The organism is Devosia sp. (genome assembly GCF_024707125.1).
Classification (GTDB): domain Bacteria; phylum Pseudomonadota; class Alphaproteobacteria; order Rhizobiales; family Devosiaceae; genus Devosia.
On sequence record NZ_JANQAH010000007.1, the window covers coordinates 215,821 to 241,162 of the forward strand.

Sequence of the window (25,342 nt, forward strand, 5' to 3'; positions counted from 1 at the left end):
TCCTCAATGTCAGGCGGAAACGGAGCCGAGGCGCTTGATGGCATCGCGACGCATGTCGTCCTGCTTCTGGCCCAGCGAGGCGATGGATTCGTAGGCGCGGGTCACGCGGATCATCTCCGACATTTCCGCCACGCCCGAGACGTTGGACTTTTCGGTAAAGCCCTGCAGCACGCGCGAATTGGTGGCAGCGATCGGCGTGCCACCGGACATCAGGTTATTGCCTTCGCGAACGAGAGCCTGCTGCTCTTCGAATTCGACGATGCGCAGCCGGCCCTTGGCGCCGGCGCTGGACGAGATCGAACCATCTGCGCCGATGGTGATGTCGGTTTCTTCGGGACCGAACTGGATCTGGCCGCCGTCGCCGAGCACCGGGTTGCCCGAGAGGTCGACCAGCGTACCGGCATTGTTGAGCTGGAAAGCGCCGGAGCGGGTCCAGCGTTCGCCGCCGGCCGTCTCAACGGCAAAGAAGCCGTCGCCGGCAATGGCGACATCGAGGGGCGAACCGGTCTGGACCATGGCGCCGTCGGAAAAGTCCTGCACGGTCGCCCAGTCCTGAACGTAAGAGAGCGTACGATCGTCGCCCGCAAAATCTCCATGGGCGGCAACCGGCATCTTGTATTCTTCGAACAGAAGCTGTTCGGCCTTGAAGCCTGTGGTGTTAACGTTGGCGATATTGTTCGCCACCATGTCCATGTGGCGCTGCAGCGCCATCTGGCGCGACAGGCTGATGAGTTGTGCGTTCTCGATCATCTCGATCCCCGGTTTCTTAAGTCCCCGAGATGGCCTGCTTCCCCAAGCCTGCCGCCTCGCCTCTCGAATTGCAGAAACCATGCCAGATCGACAAAACGTGTAATTTCAACGCTTTAGGTGGCTACATAGGTTAATTCTGCCGAGGGCGCTTTTGGTGTAGCGGCAATAACTACTCGGCAGAACTTGCCGGGTTGGGGCTAAAAGTAACCAGTCGTTAACCAAGATGGCATTAGGTGGACATGCGGCCGGAATCGTCTGGTCTCAAGACTATCTCTTGCGGGGGCATTATGGCGACGGAAGCGGAAGTTGGCGGTGAAGCGCCAGCCAAGAAGGGCGTCAACAAGCTTTTCATTATCATTGGCGCTGCGGCCGTTGTGGTCCTTCTTGCAGGCGCCGGGCTCTTCTTCTTCATGTCCTCGGGCAGCTCTGCTCCGGCAACCGATGCGCATGCCGCTCCGGCCGGCGAGCATGGTGCCGCTGCGGGCGAACACGGGGCAGGGGCTGCCGATACCTTCATCTTCAATCTCGAACCGATGATGGTGAACCTGCAGAGCGTCGATGGCGTGCAGAACTACATGAAGCTCACCGTGGCGCTCGAAGTGGCCGATGAGACCATGATGACCGAGATCCAGCCCAAGCTCGCAAAAGTCATCGATGCCTTCCAGGTCTATATGCGCGAGCTGCGCAAGTCCGACCTCGAAGGTTCGGCCGGCGTCTACCGCCTCAAGGAAGAGCTGCTGCGCCGCGTGAACCTTGCCGTCTATCCGGCCCGCATCGAAAGCATTCTCTTCAAGGAAATCCTGGTGCAGTGATGGCTGGTCCTTCCGATCAAGACAAACTCTCGGAAGACTGGGGCCTCGACACCATCGACGCTCCGAGCTCTTCCTTCGACATCCCGGGTGAGGATGGCGGCGAAGAAGACTGGGCTGCCATGCTCAAGGCCAGCCAGGATGCGGCCGCTGATGGCGGCGTGGATCGCGTCCTCAATCAGGACGAGATCGACAATCTCCTCGGCTTCGACGCGGCCACAGCCAGCAATGTCGAGCTCAGCGGCGTCCAGGCGCTGATCAACAATGCGCTCGTCAGCTACGAGCGTCTGCCGATGCTCGAAATCGTCTTCGACCGCCTCGTGCGTCTGGCGACGACTTCGCTGCGTAATTTCACCTCCGACAACGTGGAAGTCTCGCTCGACTCCATCTCGTCGGTGCGTTTCGGCGATTATCTCAATTCCATCCCGCTGCCGGCCATTCTTTCGGTCATCAAGGCGGAGGAATGGGAGAATTACGGCCTCCTCACCGTCGACTCCAACCTTATCTACTCGATGATCGACGTGCTGCTGGGCGGCCGTCGCAGCGGCGTCACGGTGCGCATCGAGGGTCGTCCCTATACGACCATCGAGCAGGCACTGGCCCAGCGCCTCATCGAAGTGATCCTTGAAGACACCAAGCGCGCCTTCGAGCCGGTCACCCAGATCAATTTCAAGCTCGAGCGCATGGAAACCAATCCGCGCTTTGCAGCCATCTCCCGGCCGAACAATGCCGCCATCCTGATCGAACTCCGCATCGAAATGGATGACCGCGGCGGCAAGGTCGAAATCCTTCTGCCCTACGCCACCATCGAACCCATCCGCGAACAGCTCCTGCAGATGTTCATGGGTGAAAAGTTCGGCCGCGACCCGATCTGGGAAGGGCACCTGGCGACGGAAATCTATCAGGCCGACGTCGAGATCGATGCCGTCCTCCACGAACAGGAATTGCCCCTGTCGCGGCTTCTGGCGCTCAATGTCGGCGACACGGTGATGTTCGAGCGTTCGCCGAGCGATCCGGTCCTGCTGCGTTGCGGCGATGTCGAGCTTACCGAGGCCATTATGGGCCATATCGGAAATTACGTTTCAGTGCGGGTCACCCGCCCCCTCAACCCGCCGAAAGTCACTATGGCGGCCTTTGAGGCTATTGATGAATCTATGGAAGGTCGATGATGTTGGGCTTGTCGATGGGATTGTTCATTGAAGCTGCGGTCGCAGTGCTCATGGCGCTTACCCTGGGCTATTGCGTTATTCTCAACCGGCGCCTCGCACATCTTCACGCTGACCGCGAAGCGCTCAAGCTGATGGTGGGCGACCTGGTCACGGCTACCAACCTCGCCAATCAGGCGATCAAGGAACTCAAGTCTACCGCCGTCGAAGCGGACATGACGCTGAGCTCGCGCCTCGAAGAAGCCGAGCGTTTCGGTATCGAGCTTGCCAACCACATCAATTCCGGCGCCGCCATGATGCAGCGCATCGTGCGCCTGACCAATGTCGCCCGCCAGCACCCCGTGCTTGCCACGCCGACGCAGGCGGCCGAACAGGCCGACCGTATGGACGGCAAGCAGCCCAACAAGGTGCGCGCCGCGCTCGAACAGCTTTCGACGCGCGTCAGTAATCGTGGAGTTGCCGCGTGAACCGGATTCGCCTGCTCCCTGTCGTTATCCTGATGGTGGCAGCCCTCCTGGTCCTCAAGACCGTAGGTCTGGTTACCCAGGGGCACTACGCTCTCTCGGGCGTCACCCCGGCCATGGCGGCCGGTGGTGGTGGCGGCGAGGCTGCGGGCGGCCATGGCGGCGACGCGGCAGCGCCCGCCGGAACCACAACCCTGCAGCAGCCGACGCTTTCGGATGCTGCGCCGACCATGGGCGATACCTCGCCCACACTTGGCGAGCAGGCCACCGCCGAGGCTGGTGGCCACGGTGCTCCGCCGGCCGCTGAAGGCGGTCATGGCGCTCCTGCTCCTGCAGCCGAAGGCGAGCATGGCGCTGCCCCGGCTGTTGAAGGCGAAGTTGTTCAGGTTGCTGAGGCCAATGTCGAGGCTGCCGGTGGCGGCGAGCATGGCAGCACCAACAGCGTTGCCGATTTCAACGCCTGTGCTCCGCGTCCCGTTGGCGAAGTCGAAGGTGGTCAGCTCACCGCTATTCCAGGCGATTGCCCGCCACTGACCGATGCCGTTCCGCAGTTGTCGACGCCCTCGGGCAATGTCGATATCGGCGGTTCCGACCCGACCCTGACCGAGCAGGTCCTGCTCGATCGTCTGGCCGCGCGTCGTACCGAACTTGAAACCTACGAGCAGGAACTTGCCCTGCGCGCCTCGCTCATCGACGCCGCCGAACAGCGCGCCAATGAACGGACAGCCACGCTCCAGGCCCTCGAAGCGCAGATCGCAACCCTGGTCGAAGAGCGCAAGAGGCTTGAAGAAGAGCAGTTCACCTCCATCGTCTCCATGTATCAGACGATGAAACCCAAGGACGCTGCAGGCATCTTCAATCAGCTCGAAATCGACATTCTGGTGCGTGTCGCCAAGATGATGTCGCCGCGCAAGATGGCGCCGATTCTCGCAGCGATGGATACGGCGCGGGCGCAGGAACTGACCGTGCGACTCGCTTCCGAGACTTCGGAGAATCCCGAAGAGATGCAGGCGGCAGATCTCGCGGCCCTGCCGCAGATCGTCGGCCAGTAAGATCAAGTGAAGGGGCGGGTGTCGCCGCCCCTTCACATCTCCCACGGTGTCAGTCCCGCGAGAGCGGGAATCGCTGTTTCAGGCACTGCGCTGGGATTCCTGCCTTCGCGACAATGACGCTGGGAAAGGCCGAGCTATCAGGCTCTGCCTCCGGCTTTCGCGCTTTTCTTTCGCCCCGAAATGCTCAGGCGTAATCGCGCGTTAAGCATGTCTGCCTAAGCTGCCGACAGTAGAATCTGGTGCCTCGTCTTGCGCGCCAGGGCAGATGGAAGTCGTGACAATGACGATCAACCCGGGTTGGCTGAAGCCGCGGAATATTCTTGCTGCGGCATTGCTGTCGGTCAGCCTCCTGTCCGTCTCTGTGGCCATGGCCCAGGAACAGGCGCAGTTCTTCGCCACCCAGGAAGAGGGCTACGGCCGTCTCGTCGTTAGCTTCCCGGACCGCGACACCATGCCGGCTTATGCCATGCGCATGAGCAATGGCGTTCTGTCGCTCGAATTCGACGAGCCGATCTCCCTCGTCCTTCCGGACGTCGCTTCGATCATGCCCGAATATCTGTCAGTGGCCCGGCTCGACCCGGCCGGAACAGGCCTGCGCATCGGCCTTCGCACCACGCTCAATTTCAACCGCACCGAAGCGGGCACCAAGCTGTTCATCGACCTTCTGCCGCCCGACTGGCAGGGCTCGCCGCCGCCGCTGCCGCAGGACGTGCTCGACGAAATGGCCGAAAAGGCCCAGCGCATCGCGCTGCGCGATGACCAGAAGCGCAAGGCGCAGGTGGTTGCCGAGCAGAACCCGATCGCTAGCCTCCGCATTGGCCGCAATCCGACCTTCATGCGCCTGCAGTTCGATTGGACCATTCCCACCGGCGGCGAATTCGATTTTTCCGGCGAGCAGGGGCGCATTGATTTCGAATGGCCGGTCGGTATCGACCTGCGCGAACTGCTGACCGATCTGCCGTCCGAAATCGTCTCGGCGAAAAATGAGGTCACCCTCGATGGCAGCGCCGTCGAGTTGAAGTTCGGCCGCGGCGTAACCCCTCGATTCTATTCGACCGGACCCAACCAGTACGTCCTCGACATCGATATTGCGGGCGAGGGGCTTCCCGAATTCTCCGCCGCCGCCCTGGCCACCGAAGCGCCGGCCGGCGCACCGGCCGTCGAGGGGCAGCAGCCCGGAATGGCCGCGGCAGGCAGCGATCTGACCGCAACAGATCCTGAAAAGATCACCCCCTTCATCACGACGCTGGGCAGCACCGTGCGCGTCGTCTTCCCCTTCGTGCAGGAGACACCCTCCGCGATTTTCCGCCGTGGCGATTCCGTCTGGATGGTCTTTGATACGCACAGCGCCATCCAGCTTCCCGAAGAGCTCGAAAAGCTCTCCGCCATTTCGAGCGAATTCGTCGTCACCACGGTCGACGACGCGCAGGTCGTCCGCATCGACCTCTCGCAGGATCGGCTCGCCACCATCGGCTCCGAAGGTCAGGCCTGGGTTCTTTCGCTTGGCGATGTCATGATGGCGCCAACCGAACCCATGGAGCTGACCCGCCGTCGCGACATGCGCGGCGACTTTGAAATGGTCGCCAATCTCGTGCGCCCCGGCCGCGTCCACGATTTCCAGGATCCGCTGGTCGGCGATCATCTCAGCGTCATCACCGCCTATCCGCCCGCCCGCGGCATTACCCGTTCGCTCGACTATGTGGATTTCTCCGCCCTGCAGAGCGTCCATGGCCTCGTGATCCGCCCCAAGGCCGACAATCTCGAAGTGGCGCTCGAAAACGCCCTCGCGGTCATCACGGCAGACGAGGGGCTGGAAGTGTCGTCCACCGACACGCTCCGCCAGGATCTTCCCTCATCGGCCCCCAGCCAGCGCGCCAGCTTCATCGATTTCGATCCGCTGCAGCAGCCCGATTTCGCCCTTTTCGCCAAGCAGCGTGACGAGCTCGAAGCCGCCGCAGCCGCCAGCGATGGCCGCGCCCGCGATACAGCACGGCTCGACCTCGCCAATTTCTTCATCGCCAATGGGCTTTCTCACGAGGCGCTGGGCATCCTGCGCGTGATCAGCGAAACCCAGCGCAACGAGGAAGTGCTCAGCAAGGTCCAGATGAGCGAAGCCGTCGCCAATATTATGGCCGGCCGTCCCAAGGACGCGCTGATGCGCCTCAATGCCTCCGGCATGGACCAGGACGTCGACGCCATGTTCTGGCGCGCCATCGCCCGCTCGCAGAACGGTGACTATGCCGGCGCCCGCGCCGATGCGACCCAGGCCTATTCCATCATCGACAGCTACCCGTCCTGGGCGCGCGAAATGTTCCTGCTGGCCGCCACCCGTGCGGCCGTCGAAGAGCACTATGCTGATCAGGCGCAGGAAATGATCGGCGACGTCGTCTTCGCCGCGCTCAGCGAAGATCAGGTTGGCGAATTCAGCCTGCTCTCCGGCCGCATTGCCGAAGAACAGGGCCGTCTTGATGCGGCCATCGACATGTATGGCCAGGCCATCGCCACCGAAGTCCGTCCGGCCCGCGCCGAAGCGGTTTACCGCACGCTCGGCATTCTCGATAAGCAGAAGCGCCTCGACGTGGTCCGTGGCGCCCAGACCCTCGCCGCCGAAGCGCTGCTCTGGCGCGGCGACGCCCTCGGCGCCGATATGCAGGGCATGCTGGCCGATCTCTATTTCCGCACCGGCGAATACCGCCAGGGCTTTGAATCGGTCATGGCCGCCGTCGCCAGCGATCCGGAAAGCCGCGACGTACAGGCCCTGAGCGACCACGCCCAGCGCATGTTCAACGACCTCTTCCTCAACGGTCTCGCCGATTCCATCGGCCCCGTCGAAGCGCTTGGCATCTATTACGATTTTCGCCAGTTGACGCCGCCCGGCGCACGCGGCGACGAAATGATCCGCAATCTCGCGCGCCGCCTCGTGCGCGTCGACTTGCTGCCGCAGGCCGCCGAGCTGCTGCAATACCAGCTCGACAATCGCCTCCGCGGCGTTGCCCGCACCGAAGTCGCCTCCGACCTCGCCGTCATCTACCTTGCCGAGCACAAGCCGGCCGAGGCCATGCGCGTGCTCAACGATACGCGCCTGCCGGACCTCTCCGGTACGCTCGCCCGCCAGCGCCGGATTCTCGAAGCCCGTGCGCTGCTCGATGGCGGCCGCGACCAGCTCGCGCTTGATCTCGTGCGCGATCTCACCGGCCAGGATGTCGAACTCATGCGCATCGACGCGCATTGGCAGGCCAAGCGCTACGCCCAGGCCGGCCAGTTCATCGAAGCCCTTTACGGCGCGACCCCTGCCGGTGTTCCGCTCACCAAGGCCGCCCGCATGGGCATCCTGCAGGCCGGCGTCGGCTACGCCCTTTCCAACGACGCTGCCGGCCTCGCGCGCCTGCGCGCGAAATATTCCGACGCCATGGTCAATTCGCCGGAATGGCCGATGTTTGACTATGTCACCGGCCCGATCGAAGTCACGAGCACCCAGTTCCGCCAGGTGGCCCAACAGATCGCCGCCGTCGACGGCCTCGAAACCTTCCTCGCCGCCTATCGCGAAGTCTACGAAAGCCAGGGCGCCCTGACGCCGGTATCGGCAACGGAAGAGGATGCCGGCTCGGTGGCTTCGCTCAGCGAGTAGGGCTGATCAGGGCGAGATTGGCCGAGACGGAGCTGAATTCGGCTTCGACGAAGGCGAGGTCGCGACCATTGTCAGGCGCTGGCGTACTCTCTCACGGCGCATTCCAAAACTTCGGCTCTGACCTCGCCCGTGTAGACCCCGTTCAGTCGTTCGATGAGCATTGCAACAGCTCGGTGCGCGAGTGCAGATGGCGCAACCCCCACTCGGGTCAGCGTTGGTCGCACATAGCGCATTTCGGGCTGGTCGCCGAAGACGGCGACGGCGATGTCATCGGGCACTCGGATGTTGTGATCGTGCAGGCGCGCCAGGCCCGCCATCGCCATGAGATAGTTGGCGAAGAAAATGGCGCTGGGCATGTCGCCCTTATGAGTTTCTACCAGCCAGTCGACCGCCTCCTCGCCCGAGGGGGCGAGATAGGTGCCTTCGTATCGCAGATCGGCAAAAGGAGGAGCGCCGCCATCGGCAAGGCCCTTCTCAAGGCCATCCGCCCGCGCCATTGCCTCGGCGAAATGCGCTGGCCCGGTGACGTGAGCAACACGACGGTGTCCCTTCGAGGCAAGCAGCTTTCCCATCGCATAGCCTCCGCCGAAATCGTCGATCTTGACGCTGTCGACGGCCCGATTTGGAAGGTCACCAATAAAAACGGTGGGAATATCGAGCTTGAGTAGCTCGTCATGCATGCGGTGGAGCGCGAAGTCGCCGACGATAAGGCCATCAACGCGCTTGTTGCGGATCTGCCGGAGATATTCGCGGTTGTGGTCTTGGGGGTGCCCACCAGGCACGTCCGAGTTGAAGATCATGGTGTCGAGGCCGATGGCCTCGAGGTCCGATTGCGCCGTTTTGACCAGCTCCGGATAGAATGGGTTACGGATATCGGGGATGAGTAGGGCCACGATATTGGTGCGGCCAGTACGCAGGCTCTGGGCCTGCGGATTGGGCACATAGCCCATTTCGTCGATCGCCGCGAGGACGCGGGTGCGAAGATGCTCGGACACGCGGTCAGCGTGATTGAGCACATGCGAAACGGTGGTGCGGGAGACGCCCGCGCGTTCGGCAACCTTGGAAATCGTTGTCATACAGGGATCGCTATCATTGGCAAAATCGATTTGCAAATTGATTTGTGAATGCATTTGCAAAAGCGAAATTGCTTGTTATGGTGACTGCGTCGGATGGCGGCCAGACGCTGTCGACGGGATGGAAATGGGTTAGCACGGACAAGAAGCCGGCAATCCATCTCGCCATCGGGAGGACATCGATGCTGCATTTCGACTCTGTCACGTAAGGCCTCGGCCGCCCTCTTCTTCATCGCAAATGTCTCTCGCAGCCGCTGCCCGGCGCTGCGCAGTCACGTCTTTTTCTTCATCGGGCCATCGCAACGAGCGCCCATTGGCGCGCGATCGGATGGTTGTTGCCCCAACGCTGCGGAATACCACATGAACGCTCCCTTTTCCGGCCTCGACGTCAATCTGGGTAATCTTTATCGCCTGTCTCAAGCCAAGACGCGCTCCATTTCACCGGAGAATTTCACCGGTGAAAAGGGCAGGGGCGGAATGGCCACCGAGGGCACGGGTGCCGAATGCGCCCGCGGCCTCGGGCAGGGCTGGAAAGTCTCGCCCTCCATTCGTATCGAAGCCAATGAAACGCGCGTCCTCGCCGACATAGAAGGGCCTGGTGCCATCCAGCAGATATGGCTGACCACGGCCAACCTGCGCTGGCGCGACCTGATCCTGCGCATCTACTGGGACGATCAGGAGCATCCGTCGGTGGAAGCGCCGATCGGCGATTTTTTCTGCTCGGGCTGGAACCGCTTTGCGCAGGTCACTTCGCTCGCCGTCTGCGTCAATCCCGGCCGCGCGTTCAACTGCTACTGGCAGATGCCGTTCAAGAAGCGCGCCCGCATCACCATCGAAAACCGCGACCCCGATGATTTCGGCATCATCTACTACCAGGTCAATTATGCGCTGGCCGATGTGCCCGAAGACGCCGCCTATTTCCATGCTCAGTTCCGTCGCACCAATCCGCTGCCTTTCAAGGAGGACTACACCATCCTCGATGGTGTGACGGGCAAGGGCCAGTATGTCGGTACCTATATGGCTTGGGGCGTCAACAATGCCGGCTGGTGGGGCGAGGGTGAGATAAAATTCTTCATGGATGGGGACAAGGAATTCCCCACCATCTGCGGCACGGGCACGGAAGACTATTTCTGTGGCGCGTATAATTTCGACGGCGGGGTGGTCGATGCCACCATGGACAGCCGTTACCGCGAGTTCACGACACCCTATGCCGGCCTGCCACAGGTGCTGCGCCCCGATGGCACCTATCAGAGCCAGACGCGCTTCGGCATGTATCGCTGGCATATCCACGACCCGATCCGCTTCGACACCGATCTGCGCGTGACGATCCAGGCCCTGGGCTGGCGCACGGAAAAGCAGAACCGCCGCTATCTGCCCTTGCAGGACGATATCGCCTCGGTCGCCTTCTGGTACCAGACCCTGCCGGCGGCGCCATTCTCGCAACTGCCCGACCGCGACTATCTCGAGATCATCTGACCATGCATCTGCTCCGCTACATTGCTGGGCGGCTCGTGGTCTATGCGCTGGTGATCGTCTTCGCGCTCACCGTGCTGTTCTTCGTGCCGCGCCTTGGCCCCACCGATCCGGTGGAGGCCATGCTGGCCAAGGTCGCCTCGCAGGGCGCCTATATGGACCCCGCGCAGGTCGACAAACTGCGCCAGTCCCTGATCGACACTTTTGGGCTCGGCGGCTCGCTGTGGGAACAATACGGCGCCTTCGTCAATCGCATCATCTTCAGCGCCGATTTCGGGCCATCGCTCTCGATGTATCCGACCCCGGTGATGGAACTGATCTGGAATGCGCTGCCCTGGACCTTCGGGCTCCTGCTGAGCTCGACATTGATTGCCTGGGTCTTGGGCAATTTCGTCGGCCTGCTCTCGGGCTGGCGGCCCAACAGCAATAGCTCGCGGGTGATGGAGGGGATCGCGATCTGCCTCTATCCGATCCCCTACTACATCCTCGCCTTGGTGCTCTCGATCCTCTTTTCCTATGTCTGGAAAATCTTCCCGCTCACCACCACCATTCGCGGTGCGCCCTGGAGCTGGGAGCTGGTCTCCAGCATTGTCTGGAACTCGTTCCTGCCGGCCATGTCCATCGTCATCGTGGTGTTCGGCTGGTGGGTGATCAGCGTCAAGGCACAGACGACGGCCCTCAAGGAAGAGGAGTTCGCGCGCTATGCCCGGCTCAAGGGCCTGAGCGATGGCCGCATCCTTACCCGCTATATCCTGCCCAATGCGCTCCTGCCGCAGATCACCTTTCTCGCCCTGCAGATTGGGCTGATGTTCAACGGCTCGCTGATCACCGAAATCCTCTTCGATTACCCGGGTTTGGGGTTGCTCATCTACACCGCCGTGCTGCAGGGCGACTTCAACCTGCTCATGGGCACGATCAGCCTGTCGGTGATCGCCGTCGCCACCGCGACCATGATCATCGACCTCATCTATCCCCTTCTCGATCCACGTATCCGGCACAGGTAGACCGATGCGCAGTTTCTTCACTCATGCGCCGTTCCGGCTCTATCTCGGCCTTCTGCTCCTGGCAGTCTGCATCGTCGTCGGTGGCATCCTGCCCTGGCTGGCGCCCGGCGATCCCCTCGTCTGGTATTCGGCTCCGCGCAACCAGAACCCCAGCGCGGCCTATTGGCTCGGGACGACCAGCCTCGGCCAGGACGTGTTCTGGCTCCTCACTTACGCACTACGCAATTCGATCATCCTTGGGCTGATCGTCGCCGGGCTCTCGACGGTTATCGGCGTGTTCCTCGGCTTGGCCGCGGGCTATGCCGGAGGCTGGCTTGATCGGGTTCTGAGTTTCTTCATGGATGCCTTGCTGTGCATCCCGACGCTACCCATCCTGATCCTGATGGCGGCCCTCTTCGGTGGGCAGTTGGCGCTGCCGATCGTCGGCCTGCTGCTCGTTGTCTTCAACTGGCCCTATCCGGCCCGCCAGGTGCGCGCAGTGGCGCTCACCATGCGCGAACGCGAGTTCATCAACGTCGCATGGTTTTCCGGGGAGTCGAGCACCCGCATCCTCGTGCGACACATCTTCCCCTATATCGCGGGCTGGTCGGCGGCCAATTTCATCAACACGGTTCTCGTCGGTATTTCGACCGAGAGCGCCCTTGCCGTGATCGGTCTCTCCAGCGCCCAACAGGCAACGCTCGGCACCATGATCTACTGGGCCATCAACTATCAGGCGCTGCTCGGCGGCAAATATGTCTGGATCGGTTCTCCCGTGATCGCCATCGTCCTCCTTTTCATCGGTCTCTTCCTCGTCTCCTCGGGCCTCTCCATGAAGTCCGCCGCCCGGAGGATGAGCGTATGATCAGCATCGACAACGTCACTGTCGGCTATGGCACGGCCGGTTTCATCACCGCAGTTGACCAAGTGAGCCTCACAATTGGCGACAACGAAATCATCGGCATTGCCGGAGAGTCCGGCTCGGGCAAATCAACGCTGATGCGGGCCGTCTATGGCGACTTTTCCACCGGCCTTGGCATCAAGTCGGGCACCATTAAAGGCCGCTTCACCGATGCCGCGACCGGCCAGGTGATCGAAAAACCATCGAGCCAGTTCCGCGATCTCTGGTGGGACCAGATCAGCTACATCCCTCAGGGCTCGATGAGCGTTCTCAACCCGCTCATGAAGATCGAGCAGCAGGTGATCGACGGCCTGCCCAAGCGCGAGCGTGGGGGCGGTCGCAAGGCCCTGCGCCAGCGGATCGCCACCTTCCTTGCCGGCTTCGGGCTCGAGGAAAACGTGCTCGACGCCTATCCGCACCAGCTTTCGGGCGGCATGCGACAGCGCGTGCTTGTCGCCATCGCTGCCTTCGTCAATCCACGCCTCATCCTCGCCGACGAACCCACGACGGCACTCGATGTGGTGGTGCAGAAAAAGATCCTTCTCATGATGGTCGAAATCCAGCGGCGGCTGCAGAATACGCTCGTCCTGGTCAGCCACGATCTCGGCGTCCACTACCAGATCACCGACAGGCTGGTGATCATGTACAAGGGCCGGATCGTCGAGGCGGGACGCACCGCCGATATCTTCGCCAATCCCCAGCACGACTATACCCGCAATCTCATCGCCTCGCTGCCGCGCCTCCACGGCAAACGGGCGGTGGATCGGGTGGGAGCGGGCGCATGAGCGACGCTCCCATTCTCGAAGTCCGCAATGTCAGCCGGTCCTATCGCAAGGGCGGGTTCTTCAGCGGCACCTTCTTCAAGGCCGTAGACGATGTGTCCTTCGTCCTGCCCGCCAAGCCCCAGGTCTTCTCCATCGTCGGTGAATCGGGCTCGGGCAAGACAACGCTTGCGCGCATGGTGCTGCGGCTGGTGGAACCGAGCGCAGGCGATATTCGCCTCATGGGACGCCCGCTGACCGGCAAGGAAGGGCGGATCGACAATCTCGAATTCCGCCGGCTGGTGCAGCCGATCTTCCAGAACCCCTTTGAAGCCTTCAGTGCCTATCTGCCGATCGAGGACTATCTCAGGCGCACCGCGCTCAACCTCAAGGTGGCCAAATCGGTCGAAGAGGCAGATCGCTTGGCTGACAGGGCCTTGCGTTCGGTCAATCTCAGCCTCGAGCGCATCCGCGGCAAATACATCCGCCAGTTCTCGGGCGGCGAATTGCAGCGCATCAGCGTGGCACGAGCCCTCATCCCGCAGCCGAAGCTGATCGTGGCCGACGAGCCGGTCTCGATGGTCGATGCGAGCCTGCGCATGTCCATCGTCAATCTCTTCCGCACCATCGTGGAAGAGCAGGGCGTGTCGTTCATCTACATCACCCACGACCTCTCCACGGCCTACTACCTCTCCGATCAGGTGGCGATCATGAACCGCGGCCGCGTGGTGGAGAGCGGCGTGCCCACCGACATCCTCGATCATCCGAGCGAGGCCTACACGCGCGAACTCATGGCAGCGATCCCCACAGTCGGGGAGCGCTGGAGCGAGCTCGACGCCATCGACCGTGCCTATCCATCCCAATCATCCCGGCAAAAGACTGGATCAATCCAGCCGCCGGCCAACGCCTGAAACAAACGGAGGAGAAATCATGTCACTAATTCAAACGCACCGCCCGAAGAGAACCTTGATGGCAGTCGGGCTCGCCATACTCATGGGCGGCACCGCCTTTTCCGGCGCCGTCGCGCCGGCCTGGGCCCAGGAAATGACCGATGTCGGAACGCCACGCGCAGAGACGCTGATCGTCGACATGCTCAACGCCCGCGTCGGCAATCCGACCAATATGAACATGTATCAGCAGGGCGTGACCACCAACCACGGCTACCACCAGATGGCCGGCGCGCTGCTCTACGACATCGACACGGCCAAGGGCTCGCAGATCCCCGACCTTGCCGCCGAAATGCCCATCCCCAATGCGGATTTCACCGTCTTTACCGTGCCGCTGCGGCAGGGGCTGACCTGGAGCGATGGCGAAGCCTTCACTGCCGACGACGTGATCTTTACTGACCAGATGCTGCGCAACACCCCGGCGCTCGGCTATAGCGCTGCCTATGCGGCGCAGATCGCCTCGATGACCAAGGTGGATGACCATACCGTCGAGATCACCACGACCAAGCCGACACCACGCCTCTCGATCGTCCTTGGCTCCGTCATCTACGGCAATCCTTTCCATGTCGTGCCTCAGCACGTCTGGGAGGGGCAGGACCCGGCAACATTCCCCAATTTTCCGCCGGTGAGCATCAGCGCATACAAATACAAGGACCACGATCCGAACGGCACCTGGTTCCTCTGGGAGAAGCGCGAAGACTGGCAGAATTCCGATGTCGGTCAGATCGTGGGCGAGCCCAAGCCGCAATATGTGCTGTTCCGCAGCTATGGCACGGAGGAGCGCCGTGTCCTCGCCATGGCGTCCAACGAGATCGATATTCTCACCGATATCTCGCCCGAAAGCCTCGATATCCTGCGCAACCAGAACGACAAGGTGCGCGGCTGGTTCACCGACTTCCCCTATGCCAATCTCGATGATCCCTGCGAGCGCGGCATGCACTTCAATACCTCGAAGGCGCCCTATGACGACGCCCGCACACGCTGGGCTCTGGCCCTCGCCATCAATGCCGAACAAGCCAGCATCGCTACCTTCTCGGGCATGATGCGCGCTTCTCCCCTCGCCATGCCGCCGACCACTGTGCTGATGGACACCTACCACCAGCCCATGGCCCAATGGCTCAGCGAATTCGCGCTCGAGGACGGCTACAAGCCCTTTGACCCCGACTATGCCGTGCGCCTCGGCGAGCGGCTGCGCTCGGAAGGGGTTGAGAATATTCCCGAAGACCCAGAAGCTTTGCGCGAGCTCCTCGGCGTTGGCTGGTGGAAGCACGATCCGGCACAGGCAACCAAGCTGCTGCTCGACGTGGGCTTCACCAATGATGGCGGAGTCTGGAAGAAGCCTGACGGTACCCCGTTCACCATTAACATCCTGGCGCCGGCCGATTTCGAGGTACAATCCCAGCGCCTCGCCTTCGCTGTTGCCAATGAATGGACGCAGTTCGGCATCCCCGCCCAGGTGCAGCAGATGCAGGCCGGTGCCTTCTTCACCGCTGAAAATACCGGCGACTATGAAGTTGGCTCCTATTGGGGCATGTCTTGCGGAATCGTGCCGGATCCGTTTGTACGCATGGAGGGCTGGCACAAGGACTATGTCCGTGAGAATGGCACGCCCGCTTCGTCCAATCAGGGCCGCTATGTCGATGACGAACTCAGCGCCCTGATCGACAAGTTGCGCACCATCCCGGCCGACGACCCGCAGATCGTGCCACTCGGTACCGACATCCTCAAGGAGCTCGTCGAGGGCCTGCCGGCCATCGAAATGTTCGGTACCTCCAAGTTCGTGCCCGTCAACGAGACCTACTGGACGAACTACCCCTCCGCCGACAACTACTATGAAGGCCCGTGGTGGTGGTGGAGCAACTTCAAGTTTATCGCCGCCAAGCTCGAACCCGCTGCCGCGCAGTAGGGCGAACAGGAGCGGCCGGTTCCCCGGCCGCTCCTCCGACAGACAGTTCAGCGCAGCTTGTCGACCAGGAAGTCCACAAAAACGCGAACGCGGGCCGGAATGTTGGCTCCACCGACAAAAACGGCGTGGATGTGCTCGACATCGCCGGGGTTGTAGTCCTCAAGAAGTGGGACTAACCGGCCGTTTTCGATCTCGTTGATGACGCTGAAGCGACCAACGCGAGCGATCCCAACTCCTTGAGCGGCGAGTTCACCAAGTGTCTCGCCGCTATTCGCCTCGATCGTACCCTTCACCGACAGCGCGAAATCCTCTCCGTCGCGCCGGAACGGCCAGATCGGCTCGGCCCGGCGGAAATTGAAGTTGAGGCAGTTGTGATGGTGGAGATCCTCCGGCGCGCGTGGGGTGCCAGCGCGCGCCAGATAGTCCGGCGAGGCAACGATCACGCGGCCCGTCTCGCCTAGCTTGCGCGCCATGAGCCCGCTGTCGGCGAGCGGGCCGAAGCGGATCGCCACATCCGCCTCGCCACCGGCCACGTCGGTCAGCGTATCCGACAAAGCGATGTCGACAAGGATATGCGGATAGAGCCGCACGAATTCACCGGGCAGGGGCACGACGCATAGCCGGCCGTGCGATTGCGCCGCGTTGACCCGAAGCCGCCCGCGGGGCGCCCCCTGGTCGGCGATCTGCTGCTCGGCATCGTTCAGGTCGGCGAGGATTCGTCGCGCAGCCTGGAGATAGGCGCGACCCTCCGCCGTCAGGGTGAGCGTGCGGGTCGAGCGCAGCAGCAGCCGCACGCCAAGCCGTGTTTCGATCCGGTCGACCGTGCGGCTGACTGCGGAGGGGGTAAGGTCGAACTGGCGGCCAGCCGCGGAGAAGCTGCCGAGATCGACCACCGCGGTGAATATCTCCAGCGCGCGTGCGCGATCTGTCCCATCCATCGCTTTTGCTTGCATTGCAAAAATCCTTCGCTCCAATGCGCACTATTCCAGCGCGGTCCTTGCGTCCATCTATGCGTCTATATCGTAACCGAAAGAGTGAGCCATGGAATATAGGCAATTGGGGGCGTCAGGACTGCGAGTGCCCGCGCTCAGCTTTGGCACCGGCACCTTCGGCGGCAAGGGGCCGCTGTTCAGCGCCTGGGGACAGAGCGACGCTGCGGAGGCTCGACGGCTGATCGACATTTGCATGGACGCAGGCGTCACATTGTTCGACACCGCCGATGTCTATTCGAACGGTGCGTCCGAGGAGGTGCTGGGCGAGGCCATCAAGGGCCGGCGCGATGCGGTGTTGATTTCGACGAAGACCGGTCTGCCTATGGGCGATGGCCCGCAGGACTGGGGCGCGTCTCGCGCGCGGCTGATCCGTGTGGTCGAGGACGCGCTGCGGCGGCTGGGCACCGACTATATCGACCTGCTCCAGCTGCACGCCTTCGATGCTTTCACACCGGTCGAGGAGTTGATGGGCACGCTCGATATGCTGATCGCGGCAGGCAAGCTGCGCTATGCCGGCGTTTCCAACTATCCCGGCTGGCAGCTGATGAAGGCACAGGCGGTCGCAGATCGGCAGGGCTTGCAGCGCCTTGTCGCGCACCAGGTCTACTACTCGCTTATCGGCCGGGACTATGAATCGGAGCTGATGCCGCTTGCCGTCGATCAGGGCGTGGGCGCGCTGGTCTGGAGCCCCCTCGGCTGGGGTCGGCTGACCGGCCGCATCGGACGCGGTCGCCCGATCCCCGAAGGCAGCCGCCTTCAAGAGACCGAACAGTTCGCCCCACCTGTCGAAGAAGAACATCTCTACCGGGTGATCGATGCGCTGGAAGAAATCGCGCGCGAGACGGGCAAGACCGTCCCGCAGATCGCGATCAATTGGCTACTTCAACGTCCAACTGTCTCGTCAGTCATTATCGGGGCGCGCAACGAGGAACAGCTGCGCCAGAATCTCGGCGCCGTGGGCTGGAAGCTCACGCCCGAGCAGATGACAGCGCTCGACAACGCAAGCGACCTGCTGCCGCCCTATCCGCACACCCCGTATCGGCAGCAGGAGGGCTTCGCCCGCCTGAACCCGGCGATTGTCTGACAAGGAATTCCTGCCATGAAACTCAACCTTGGGCTGATCGCCCTATCGGTCGGCGCCTTCGGCATCGGCGTGACGGAATTCGCGCCGATGGGTTTGTTGCCGGTCATTGCAACCGATCTCGGCGTTTCCATCCCTGTCGCGGGGCTGCTCATCAGCGCCTACGCACTAGGGGTGATGATCGGCGCGCCGTTGATGACTCTCACGACCGGCCGTGTGCCACGCCGCACGCTGCTGATCGCGCTGGCCGGCATCTTCACCCTTGGCAATCTCCTGGCGGCGGTTTCAACCGGCTACGGCATGTTCCTGGTCGCGCGGATCGTCACCTCCCTCAACCATGGCGCATTTTTTGGCGTCGGATCGATCGTAGCGGCCAGCCTGGTGCCGCCCGAGCGCAGGGCCGGCGCGGTCGCCGCGATGTTCATGGGGCTGACCATCGCCAATGTCGTCGGCGTGCCGCTCGCCACCTGGGGAGGCGAATATCTCGGCTGGCGAACGGCCTTTTGGGGCATTGCCGGACTTGGCATTGTCACCATGGTCGCGCTTCGGCTGACACTGCCGGCGCTACCCGCGCCCAAGAGCGGCAACGCGCTTGCCGAATTGCGCGCGCTAAGGCGCGGAGAGGTGCTCGGAGCACTTGCTCTCACCGTCGTCGGCTCGAGCGCGATGTTCACTGTCTTCACCTATATCGCGCCGATCCTGCGCGATGTGACGCACGCTTCGCTCGGCTTCGTCACGGCGATGCTCGTTACCTATGGGGTGGGCATGACCGTGGGCAACTGGCTGGGCGGCCGCTTCGCCGACCGGTCGGTCGACCGCACGCTGATCGTGACGCTGGGTGGGCTGACCGCGATCCTCATCGCCTTCGCATTGTTGATGCCCTTTATTGCGCCGACGCCGATCATCATCTTTCTGTGGGGTGTGGCGAGCTTCGCGCTGGTGCCGCCGCTTCAGGTCCGAGTCATGTCGGCTGCGGTGGACGCGCCCAATCTAGCCTCGTCGGTCAACATCGGCGCGTTCAACCTGGGCAATGCCATCGGCGCGGCGCTGGGTGGCGCTGTTATCGCGTCCGGACTTGGCTATCCCGCGGTGGCGCTGGCAGGCGCGGCGACCTCGGCCATCGGGCTGGTCGCTGTTCTGATCGCGGCTCGCGGGGCACCCGTGCCGGACGATCGGCAGCTTTGCAGCACGTGAGACTTGGTCACGAACGACCGGAGGGGCGCATTCCGTAAGGAATGCGTCCGATCCATATCGCGGACTTTGCTGCGCGGGAAATGACGCACTGGCAGCAGACGCGCGCAACGCCGTCATATGCCCAAGCGTAACTCATGTTCGAGTAGGCCCATAATGAGGTCGTCGTGCCACCTACCATCGAGAAATGCCGTCTCGCGTTCACGCCCCTCGACTTGGAACCCGCACTTCTTGTACGAGCGGATTGCTCTCTCATTGATCGCCAACACTCGAAGCGACACCCCTGTGAAGCTTGAGTTCTGAGAAGGCATAAGTCAGCACTGCACGTGTCGCCTCAGTGCCAATACCCTTGCCGATATTTTTGGATTGCAGCAGGCCGATCGCAAAGGATGCCCGCCGGTCAACAAAGTCGACGCGATCCAAGCGTGCCGATCCGAGTAGGCCGTCTCTCTCGATTACCCATGCATAAGGATGATCGATAAGCGATTTCGTCCAGTACTCAGCGCGCTCCATTGTGAATGGCTGGGCGGTTGCCGGATCGACCCCATAAAGCCGTAGATTGTTGTCCGGCTCAGGTCCGATGGCGAAACGGGCAGCTATATCTGCAGGCCGGGCGGGGCGCAGCGTTATGGTTTGAGAATAGAGCCATGGGGGCAATTGAGCCTCTAAAGTCTGCGAGTCCAGTCTGCTTCAACGCCATCCTCGCCGAAATGCGGACTGTCAGCAAACCACCCCGAGCTAACGTCCAGGGCACGATGCTTCGTTCCAACGCCATCGTTACTTTCACGGCGAGATGCCGCGAAGGGCGGTCAGCTCGCCATCACCCGTCAGCGGCTCTCCGGCACCGACCGACTCCAGATAGGAGTCCAGTACTTCAAAACCTGACGCGGGCCGGTAGTTACCGTCTTCATTCGCGGTCGCGAGCGCAAGTTGAACGGCCCAGGACGAGCCGGCGCGGCAGGAGACGACGAGATAACTTGCGCTGCCTTGGGTTTCGAATTCGCGGCAGACCTGTTGGTCGCCGTTGGTAAAGGTCGCGATTGGATTTATGACGGTACCGCTGGCCAAGGTAGTGGTGCCGCCAGAGGGCAGGGTGTTGAGCACAACGGCAACCTCCTGGCCGCTCAGCTCGGCCATGGATGACGGCGTTTGAGATGCCTGCCATAGGCCGATGAACGGAATAACCACGACCAAAGCAACGACTGCGGCAGCAAAGGCGCCCGCGGGATAGATCCAGTTGCTCCAAGAGAATTTCCAGAACGGCTTGCGCTCGGCCGTCTTGATCGTATGCCGCACGGCCGCTTCCAACTCCGGCGAGACAGGCGCAAGGAGTTCGTCAAACCCACGTCGAGCAAGCGCCGAACCGGTGACAAGGGCTTCGAGCCGCGTCGCAAGGGTCTCATCGCTTTCAATGGCTTCGGCTACCTGCGAAAACTGTGGTTCATCGAGAACGCCATCTGCGAAGGCCATCAGGGTTTCGTCGGAAAAATCGCGCTGCATGCTTTGGTCCTTCACAGCAATTGCCCCGCTTCTATGCCGACATCCTCGGCGAGTTTTCGACGGGCCCGCGCAAGCCGGCTCATGACGGTGCCAATGGGCAGGTCGAGCACCTCGGCCGCGTCGCGATAGCTCAGCTCTTCCACGCATACCAGCAGCAGCAATTCGCGCTGGTCCTGCGGCAGGCGGCCGATGGCCTCCATAGTCTTTTTCAGCACCAGGCGGTTTTCCGGAATGGAGGCGCCATCGAACGCTCCAATATCGCTGTGCTCGACGATGTCGATCTCCTCGCCCCGCGTCTTCTGGCGGCGAAGTCGGTCGATCCAGCTATTGCGCAGGATACGAAACATCCAGGCATCAAAGGAGAGGTCAAGCGTTTGACGCTGGCTGGCCAGGGCCTTTTCACAGGCGGTCTGCACGAGATCGTCTGCGATGTCGCCCACCTTGCAAAGGGCGAGCGCATAGCGCCGAAGGCGCGGCAGCATGGGGACGAGGCTGGAAGCTATGGTGCTCATATGCTGCAAGACGGATGGGTGATGGGGTTTATTCCCGCGCCTGTCGCTTTTTTGTGTGCTGCATAGAATATTCTGATGTCTCAGACGTCTAGCCTTGCAAGACCCGATTGTTGAAGGAAGCGCATATTGTCCAGTCCCACCACTTCGCTCCGCGCCTTGCTTGTCGCGCTCGGTCTCGTTGCAGTCCCCGGGCTCCTCGCCGCGCCCATTCTCGTTGCCTCGGCCTATGCGCAGGATGACGACGACGATGATGGCGGTGACGATGACGATTGGGACTCGGGTTCGAGCGACGACGACGATGATGACGACGAGCCATGGATGGGCGGCCGGATCGTTCGGCGTCCCGCGCCGGTGGCTGTGCCATTGCCAGAGCAGGCCGACGATCAAGTGGTGGTCGCAAGTCTCGATGCTGCGGGCAGGGACGTCCTGCTCGCCGCCGGGTTTCTGGTCGTCTCGGAAAGCAGTGGCCGGCTGCTGCTGGAATTACCCGACGATCTCGATGTCGAAGCGGCCCTGACCGCGGTGCGCAAAGCCTCGCCCGAAGCGCTCGTCGCGCCCAATTCTTATTATCGGAGCCAGGCGGTCCCCATCGGATGCGAAGGCGCCATGTGCGAACATTGGGAGGCGGTCGATTGGCCGCCCGTTTCCGTCGGCACCACCTGCGTTTTCTCGCCTCATATCGGCGTCATCGATACCGGCGTTAATCTGGACCATCCGATGCTGAGCGAAGCGCGCCTGACGCTCGAGACGATCGGCAATGTGGATGCGGAGCCATCGGAGTTGAAGCACGGCACCGCCGTCGTCGCCATGTTCGTTGGCAGCGGTCGGGTCCCCGGCCTGGCGCCCGCTGCAGAGGTGTTGGTTATCGATCCCTTCGGCCGCGTTGGTCAGGATGAGCGAAGCGATGTATTCGCCTTGGCGGACGCAATCGATCGTCTGGCCACGGCTCAGGTCGATGTCGCGAGCCTCAGCCTTGCCGGGCCCGACAATGCCATTCTCGCCGATGCCATTTCTCGAATTCAGACTGCCGGCATCCCGGTCGTCGCCGCAGTCGGCAATGCAGGGCCGCAGGCCGAGGCGATGTATCCCGCCGCCTATCCCGATGTCGTCGCGGTCACCGCCGTCGACCGCCGGCAAAACATCTATCGCCGGGCAGTGCAGGGCGAGCATGTGAGTTTTGCCGCGCCCGGCGTCGATATTTCCACGGCGGCCTCGATCTCGGGCATCCGCCCACAGACGGGCACGTCCTTCGCCGTACCTTTCGTCACGACGGCGCTGGCCGCAGCCCTGGCCAAGGGTGTTGAGCCGCCGGCCGCCATGGATGCACTCGCCGCGGCCAGCCTCGATCTCGGTGAGCCCGGCCGGGACGCGGTTTTCGGCTGGGGGCTGGTGCGCATCCCGTCGCCCTGCTGATTTCAGCGGGCAGCGCGGGCAAAGCGCCGGTACCAGCCGCTGCTCGCGATCGTATTGCGCGACACTTTATGGCGCTCGGCAGCCTCGCTGCGGGTTTCGCTGCCGATCTCGGCTTCGATCATGGTGCTGTCGCGCCTGAACGGGATCACCTGGATCAGCGGCGTACCCTTTTCGATTTCGTGAAGGCCATCGGCGCCACGCGCGAAGAACGGAAAATGGATCGGGGCGACATAGGTGTCGGTGTCGACGATCCCGGCCACCGGCTCGAAGACCGGATTGGGCCGGTTCAGCAGTGGCACAAACAGACAGCTCCACCCCTTGGGCGTGCGAATGGACCAATAATTGTGGAACTTGCAGGGCGGCATATCGCCTTGGGGATGACCGGCAACCTGATGGCTGCCGTGATTGCTCACCATCGTCCTGTCAAAATCCCAGCCTGCCGTGACCGTCTTGCCGCCATCGCGGATTTCAAGGCGCACAGTAGCGGCCAGCGGAATGATGTAGCCAGTCACCATCGCATCGAGGAAAGGCATGCACCGCTTGACCGTGAGGCCGGTATCATTGGGCGCCAGCTTGCTCTGGTCGACGGCGGGGAGTTTGCGGAACCAGTCGGGCAGGTGGCTTTTTGATGGAATGGGCGGAGCGATGACGCCCTCGTCTTCCGGCGTGCAGAGAAAGCGGATCTTGGCTTTTGGGCTGGCGAACATGGCGAGTTCCTTCGTTCTATGCTCGCAAGACGCAGGGGCTCGCCGTTTATTCCCTTCTGCGGCAACGAAAAATTTCGGGAATAGACTGCGCTGTCCTGCGTCTTTCCCTGTGGAGCGACATGGCTCCGAGCAGAAAAAGGACATGTCCAATGGGCAAGACCATTACCATCACCACCCTGGCCGTTGCCGGCCTCATGGCAGCGAATGCGCCGGCCCAGGCCTATGGCGTCGCCGACCCCGTACCGGTATTTACCCCAGCCCAGAACCTGCAGGTCGCCGACTCCAGGCGGAGCGGGCTGCTGTACGACGTCAACAACGGCACCTGGAAGAACCATTTGGGGTCGAGCTCCAATTCAAGCAGCAACTCGTCTTCCAACTCCAACTCGAATAGTTCGTCGAATTCGAGCTCCAACAGCTCGTCCAACTCCAGCAGCAACAGTTCCTCGAATTCGTCGAGCAACTCGTCTTCCAATTCGAGCAGCAATTCCTCGTCGAACTCGAGTTCGAACTCCTCGTCCAACTCGTCCGACGACGATGATTGATAGCGGAACCTAAATCATGAAGACCATTTTCAAGTCGATCGGCATCGGTTTCGCCATGTTGCTCGTGACCCCAAGCGTCAGCTTTGGACTGGGGATCGAAGCAGTGCAGGCCATCGTGCCGGAACCTGAAGCCCGCAATATCCTCGTTGCCGACGACGACCGCCCGTTCTGGTGGCGCCATGGCAGCCCTGCCTGGCAGAGTGGCGACGACGACTGGGACGACGACGATGACGATCGTTGGGACGATGACGACGACGATAATGACGACGACTGATCGTCAGGTGCATTCGCGCGGTGGCGCGGATGCACAGTCTTTTCGATATTCGCTATTTTCGCCTGTCTGGTGCAGCAGATCGCCTGATCACATCTTCTGCGGCGGTGCAGAACTGCGGCGCGCCACCAGTCGGGGGTGGACTAGGAAGTGTTCGGCCTTCTGTCGCCCCTCGATCCTTTCGACCAGAAGCCTTGTGGCCTGCAGTCCAAGTTGCTCGCCCGACTGGTCGATGCTCGTCAGCGAGTTCTGGTCGAAAGCGCAGTACATGGTGTTATCATGGCCGATGACCCCCACCTCTCGTGGGACGGCAAGGCCGCTTATGCCGGCAACGCTGAGGGCCTCGAGCGCCACATAGTCGGTCCAGCAGAATATTGCGTCCTTTCGTCCGGAGCCGGACAAGAGACGCTGCGCGGCACCCTGAATTTCGCGCAGGTTCTGCGGCGTGCGGACGATCTCGATGTTCTTGCCGAGGTCTGCCGCTTTCATGGCCTCGATATAGCCTTCCTCACGCCGCTGGATCACGGTGCCGTTCGTGGAGTCGAGGCTGAGCATGGCAATCTTGCGGTAGCCGTTTTCGACGAAGTGGCGCACGGCGAGACGGCCGCTTTCAGCGTCGTCATTGTTGACCGTATCGAAAGCCGAGACTTCGGGTAGATGATGGCCAATGAGGACCAGCGGAATTCTCGCGGCCAACGCCGAAAGGGCCTGGGACGTACTGACGCTGCCGACGATGATCAGGCCATCGAGCTGCATGCTGGTCATGGACTGAACAAGGGCAGCCTCCGACGAATGCTGCACGATGCCCTGGACCATTTGGTAGGTGGTGCGTTCAAGCGCCGATGAGATGCCTGCCAGGATGTCGGCAAAGAATGGATTGCGCATGTCGGGGAAGATCACGCCGATGACGAAGGTCCTGCCGCCGCTGATCCCTCGTGCAGACATGCTGGGCGTGTAGCCGAGCTTGGCAATCGAGACGTTCACCTTTTCGCGCAGTGCATCGCTGACGCCATAGGCGTTGCGCAGGACCTTCGAGACTGCGGAAAACGAGACGCCAGCGTCCTTTGCAACGTCATGGATGGTGACGCTTTTTTCTCGCGGGGCCTTGGCCATTGCCGGCTCTCTTTCATCAATTTCTGCGCCGCACAATGTGCCGATAAAATTCCCTCTTGCAATCCAAACTTAGTTGTACAACGTTGCACGTACAACACTGCACACTG

At 62.0% G+C, this 25,342-nt stretch carries 24 protein-coding genes; 15 read left to right on the plus strand and 9 right to left on the minus strand.

Annotated features, from left to right (window positions below):
• Positions 1–9: 9 nt before the first annotated feature.
• Positions 10–747 (minus strand): flagellar basal-body rod protein FlgF, encoded by a 738-nt coding sequence (flgF, locus tag NVV77_RS06215; RefSeq protein WP_295412250.1) that lies wholly within the window; start codon positions 745–747, stop codon positions 10–12.
• A gap of 290 nt (positions 748–1,037) precedes the next feature.
• On the opposite strand from flgF, the gene NVV77_RS06220 reads away from it, so the two are divergent.
• The 5 genes from NVV77_RS06220 to NVV77_RS06240 all read left to right on the plus strand — a co-directional run bounded on the left by NVV77_RS06220 (position 1,038) and on the right by NVV77_RS06240 (position 7,869).
• A complete protein-coding gene (locus NVV77_RS06220) occupies positions 1,038–1,562 on the plus strand; it encodes a flagellar basal body-associated FliL family protein (protein ID WP_295411611.1) in 525 nt (174 codons plus the stop codon).
• A complete protein-coding gene (gene fliM / locus NVV77_RS06225; protein ID WP_295411612.1) occupies positions 1,562–2,728 on the plus strand; it encodes a flagellar motor switch protein FliM in 1,167 nt (388 codons plus the stop codon). Before NVV77_RS06220 ends, fliM begins: the two co-directional genes overlap by 1 nt.
• A 14-nt stretch (positions 2,729–2,742) precedes the next feature.
• Entirely contained in the window at positions 2,743–3,192 is a 450-nt protein-coding gene (locus tag NVV77_RS06230; protein ID WP_295411613.1) for a DUF6468 domain-containing protein, read from the plus strand.
• Complete coding sequence (locus NVV77_RS06235; RefSeq protein WP_295411614.1) at positions 3,189–4,241, plus strand: MotE family protein; 1,053 nt, start codon at positions 3,189–3,191, stop codon at positions 4,239–4,241. The genes NVV77_RS06230 and NVV77_RS06235 overlap by 4 nt, the downstream gene beginning before the upstream one ends.
• Before the next feature lie 280 nt (positions 4,242–4,521).
• Positions 4,522–7,869: a hypothetical protein gene (locus tag NVV77_RS06240; protein WP_295411615.1), complete on the plus strand. Its 3,348-nt coding sequence runs from the start codon at positions 4,522–4,524 to the stop codon at positions 7,867–7,869.
• A gap of 71 nt (positions 7,870–7,940) precedes the next feature.
• Here NVV77_RS06240 and NVV77_RS06245 read toward each other — a convergent pair whose 3' ends face one another.
• Positions 7,941–8,945, minus strand: coding sequence for a LacI family DNA-binding transcriptional regulator (locus NVV77_RS06245; RefSeq protein ID WP_295411616.1), 1,005 nt, complete (start codon positions 8,943–8,945; stop codon positions 7,941–7,943).
• A gap of 357 nt (positions 8,946–9,302) precedes the next feature.
• Here NVV77_RS06245 and NVV77_RS06250 point away from each other — a divergent pair, with 357 nt between their 5' ends.
• From NVV77_RS06250 to NVV77_RS06275, 6 genes are read left to right on the plus strand one after another with little or no spacing between them, the layout of a single operon-like run.
• Complete coding sequence (locus NVV77_RS06250) at positions 9,303–10,418, plus strand: glycoside hydrolase family 172 protein (protein ID WP_295411617.1); 1,116 nt, start codon at positions 9,303–9,305, stop codon at positions 10,416–10,418.
• Positions 10,419–10,420: 2 nt separating this feature from the next.
• Positions 10,421–11,419, plus strand: a complete 999-nt coding sequence (locus NVV77_RS06255; protein WP_295411618.1) for an ABC transporter permease — start codon at positions 10,421–10,423, stop codon at positions 11,417–11,419.
• 4 nt (positions 11,420–11,423) lie between these two features.
• A complete protein-coding gene (locus tag NVV77_RS06260) occupies positions 11,424–12,263 on the plus strand; it encodes an ABC transporter permease (RefSeq protein ID WP_295411619.1) in 840 nt (279 codons plus the stop codon).
• Positions 12,260–13,084, plus strand: a complete 825-nt coding sequence (locus NVV77_RS06265; RefSeq protein WP_295411620.1) for an ABC transporter ATP-binding protein — start codon at positions 12,260–12,262, stop codon at positions 13,082–13,084. Before NVV77_RS06260 ends, NVV77_RS06265 begins: the two co-directional genes overlap by 4 nt.
• Positions 13,081–13,971, plus strand: a complete 891-nt coding sequence (locus tag NVV77_RS06270) for an ABC transporter ATP-binding protein (protein ID WP_295411621.1) — start codon at positions 13,081–13,083, stop codon at positions 13,969–13,971. Before NVV77_RS06265 ends, NVV77_RS06270 begins: the two co-directional genes overlap by 4 nt.
• A 58-nt stretch (positions 13,972–14,029) precedes the next feature.
• Positions 14,030–15,913, plus strand: a complete 1,884-nt coding sequence (locus NVV77_RS06275; RefSeq protein WP_295411622.1) for an ABC transporter substrate-binding protein — start codon at positions 14,030–14,032, stop codon at positions 15,911–15,913.
• 47 nt (positions 15,914–15,960) lie between these two features.
• Here NVV77_RS06275 and NVV77_RS06280 read toward each other — a convergent pair whose 3' ends face one another.
• Positions 15,961–16,866, minus strand: a complete 906-nt coding sequence (locus tag NVV77_RS06280; RefSeq protein WP_295411623.1) for a LysR family transcriptional regulator — start codon at positions 16,864–16,866, stop codon at positions 15,961–15,963.
• An 88-nt stretch (positions 16,867–16,954) separates the two neighbouring features.
• On the opposite strand from NVV77_RS06280, the gene NVV77_RS06285 reads away from it, so the two are divergent.
• Together NVV77_RS06285 and NVV77_RS06290 are read left to right on the plus strand one after the other, a co-directional pair.
• The gene (locus tag NVV77_RS06285) at positions 16,955–17,989 is read left to right on the plus strand and encodes an aldo/keto reductase (RefSeq protein ID WP_295411624.1); all 1,035 of its coding nucleotides are present in this window, start codon (positions 16,955–16,957) and stop codon (positions 17,987–17,989) included.
• Positions 17,990–18,004: 15 nt separating this feature from the next.
• Entirely contained in the window at positions 18,005–19,180 is a 1,176-nt protein-coding gene (locus NVV77_RS06290; protein WP_295411625.1) for an MFS transporter, read from the plus strand.
• A gap of 249 nt (positions 19,181–19,429) precedes the next feature.
• Here NVV77_RS06290 and NVV77_RS06295 read toward each other — a convergent pair whose 3' ends face one another.
• The 3 genes from NVV77_RS06295 to NVV77_RS06305 all read right to left on the minus strand — a co-directional run bounded on the left by NVV77_RS06295 (position 19,430) and on the right by NVV77_RS06305 (position 21,189).
• Positions 19,430–19,834 carry a GNAT family N-acetyltransferase gene (locus NVV77_RS06295; protein WP_295411626.1) on the minus strand — a complete coding sequence of 135 codons (405 nt, stop codon included), beginning with the start codon at positions 19,832–19,834 and terminating at the stop codon, positions 19,430–19,432.
• A 126-nt stretch (positions 19,835–19,960) separates the two neighbouring features.
• Positions 19,961–20,677: a hypothetical protein gene (locus NVV77_RS06300; protein ID WP_295411627.1), complete on the minus strand. Its 717-nt coding sequence runs from the start codon at positions 20,675–20,677 to the stop codon at positions 19,961–19,963.
• A gap of 11 nt (positions 20,678–20,688) precedes the next feature.
• Positions 20,689–21,189, minus strand: coding sequence for an RNA polymerase sigma factor (locus NVV77_RS06305; RefSeq protein WP_295411628.1), 501 nt, complete (start codon positions 21,187–21,189; stop codon positions 20,689–20,691).
• Between the two features lie 126 nt (positions 21,190–21,315).
• On the opposite strand from NVV77_RS06305, the gene NVV77_RS06310 reads away from it, so the two are divergent.
• The gene (locus NVV77_RS06310) at positions 21,316–22,602 is read left to right on the plus strand and encodes a S8 family serine peptidase (RefSeq protein WP_295411629.1); all 1,287 of its coding nucleotides are present in this window, start codon (positions 21,316–21,318) and stop codon (positions 22,600–22,602) included.
• Between the two features lie 2 nt (positions 22,603–22,604).
• On the opposite strand, the gene NVV77_RS06315 is transcribed toward NVV77_RS06310, so the two are convergent.
• Positions 22,605–23,309 carry a hypothetical protein gene (locus NVV77_RS06315; protein WP_295411630.1) on the minus strand — a complete coding sequence of 235 codons (705 nt, stop codon included), beginning with the start codon at positions 23,307–23,309 and terminating at the stop codon, positions 22,605–22,607.
• Positions 23,310–23,529: 220 nt separating this feature from the next.
• Positions 23,530–23,829: a hypothetical protein gene (locus NVV77_RS06320; protein ID WP_295411631.1), complete on the minus strand. Its 300-nt coding sequence runs from the start codon at positions 23,827–23,829 to the stop codon at positions 23,530–23,532.
• Positions 23,830–23,867: 38 nt separating this feature from the next.
• On the opposite strand from NVV77_RS06320, the gene NVV77_RS06325 reads away from it, so the two are divergent.
• Positions 23,868–24,125: a hypothetical protein gene (locus NVV77_RS06325; protein WP_295411632.1), complete on the plus strand. Its 258-nt coding sequence runs from the start codon at positions 23,868–23,870 to the stop codon at positions 24,123–24,125.
• Between the two features lie 87 nt (positions 24,126–24,212).
• On the opposite strand, the gene NVV77_RS06330 is transcribed toward NVV77_RS06325, so the two are convergent.
• On the minus strand, positions 24,213–25,235 hold the full coding sequence (locus NVV77_RS06330; protein WP_295411633.1) for a LacI family DNA-binding transcriptional regulator: 1,023 nt from the start codon (positions 25,233–25,235) through the stop codon (positions 24,213–24,215).
• Positions 25,236–25,342 lie beyond the last annotated feature (107 nt).

Bases quoted from the DNA above. Each gene is read 5' to 3' on its own strand.
- NVV77_RS06220 (WP_295411611.1), top strand. From the start codon at position 1,038: ATGGCGACGGAAGCGGAAGTTGGCGGTGAAGCGCCAGCCAAGAAGGGC.
- fliM (WP_295411612.1), top strand. From the start codon at position 1,562: ATGGCTGGTCCTTCCGATCAAGACAAACTCTCGGAAGACTGGGGCCTC.
- NVV77_RS06230 (WP_295411613.1), top strand. From the start codon at position 2,743: ATGGGATTGTTCATTGAAGCTGCGGTCGCAGTGCTCATGGCGCTTACC.
- NVV77_RS06240 (WP_295411615.1), top strand. From the start codon at position 4,522: ATGACGATCAACCCGGGTTGGCTGAAGCCGCGGAATATTCTTGCTGCG.
- NVV77_RS06245 (WP_295411616.1), bottom strand. From the start codon at position 8,945: ATGACAACGATTTCCAAGGTTGCCGAACGCGCGGGCGTCTCCCGCACC.
- NVV77_RS06250 (WP_295411617.1), top strand. From the start codon at position 9,303: ATGAACGCTCCCTTTTCCGGCCTCGACGTCAATCTGGGTAATCTTTAT.
- NVV77_RS06255 (WP_295411618.1), top strand. From the start codon at position 10,421: ATGCATCTGCTCCGCTACATTGCTGGGCGGCTCGTGGTCTATGCGCTG.
- NVV77_RS06260 (WP_295411619.1), top strand. From the start codon at position 11,424: ATGCGCAGTTTCTTCACTCATGCGCCGTTCCGGCTCTATCTCGGCCTT.
- NVV77_RS06265 (WP_295411620.1), top strand. From the start codon at position 12,260: ATGATCAGCATCGACAACGTCACTGTCGGCTATGGCACGGCCGGTTTC.
- NVV77_RS06270 (WP_295411621.1), top strand. From the start codon at position 13,081: ATGAGCGACGCTCCCATTCTCGAAGTCCGCAATGTCAGCCGGTCCTAT.
- NVV77_RS06275 (WP_295411622.1), top strand. From the start codon at position 14,030: ATGGCAGTCGGGCTCGCCATACTCATGGGCGGCACCGCCTTTTCCGGC.
- NVV77_RS06280 (WP_295411623.1), bottom strand. From the start codon at position 16,866: ATGCAAGCAAAAGCGATGGATGGGACAGATCGCGCACGCGCGCTGGAG.
- NVV77_RS06285 (WP_295411624.1), top strand. From the start codon at position 16,955: ATGGAATATAGGCAATTGGGGGCGTCAGGACTGCGAGTGCCCGCGCTC.
- NVV77_RS06290 (WP_295411625.1), top strand. From the start codon at position 18,005: ATGAAACTCAACCTTGGGCTGATCGCCCTATCGGTCGGCGCCTTCGGC.
- NVV77_RS06300 (WP_295411627.1), bottom strand. From the start codon at position 20,677: ATGCAGCGCGATTTTTCCGACGAAACCCTGATGGCCTTCGCAGATGGC.
- NVV77_RS06305 (WP_295411628.1), bottom strand. From the start codon at position 21,189: ATGAGCACCATAGCTTCCAGCCTCGTCCCCATGCTGCCGCGCCTTCGG.
- NVV77_RS06315 (WP_295411630.1), bottom strand. From the start codon at position 23,309: ATGTTCGCCAGCCCAAAAGCCAAGATCCGCTTTCTCTGCACGCCGGAA.
- NVV77_RS06325 (WP_295411632.1), top strand. From the start codon at position 23,868: ATGAAGACCATTTTCAAGTCGATCGGCATCGGTTTCGCCATGTTGCTC.
- NVV77_RS06330 (WP_295411633.1), bottom strand. From the start codon at position 25,235: ATGGCCAAGGCCCCGCGAGAAAAAAGCGTCACCATCCATGACGTTGCA.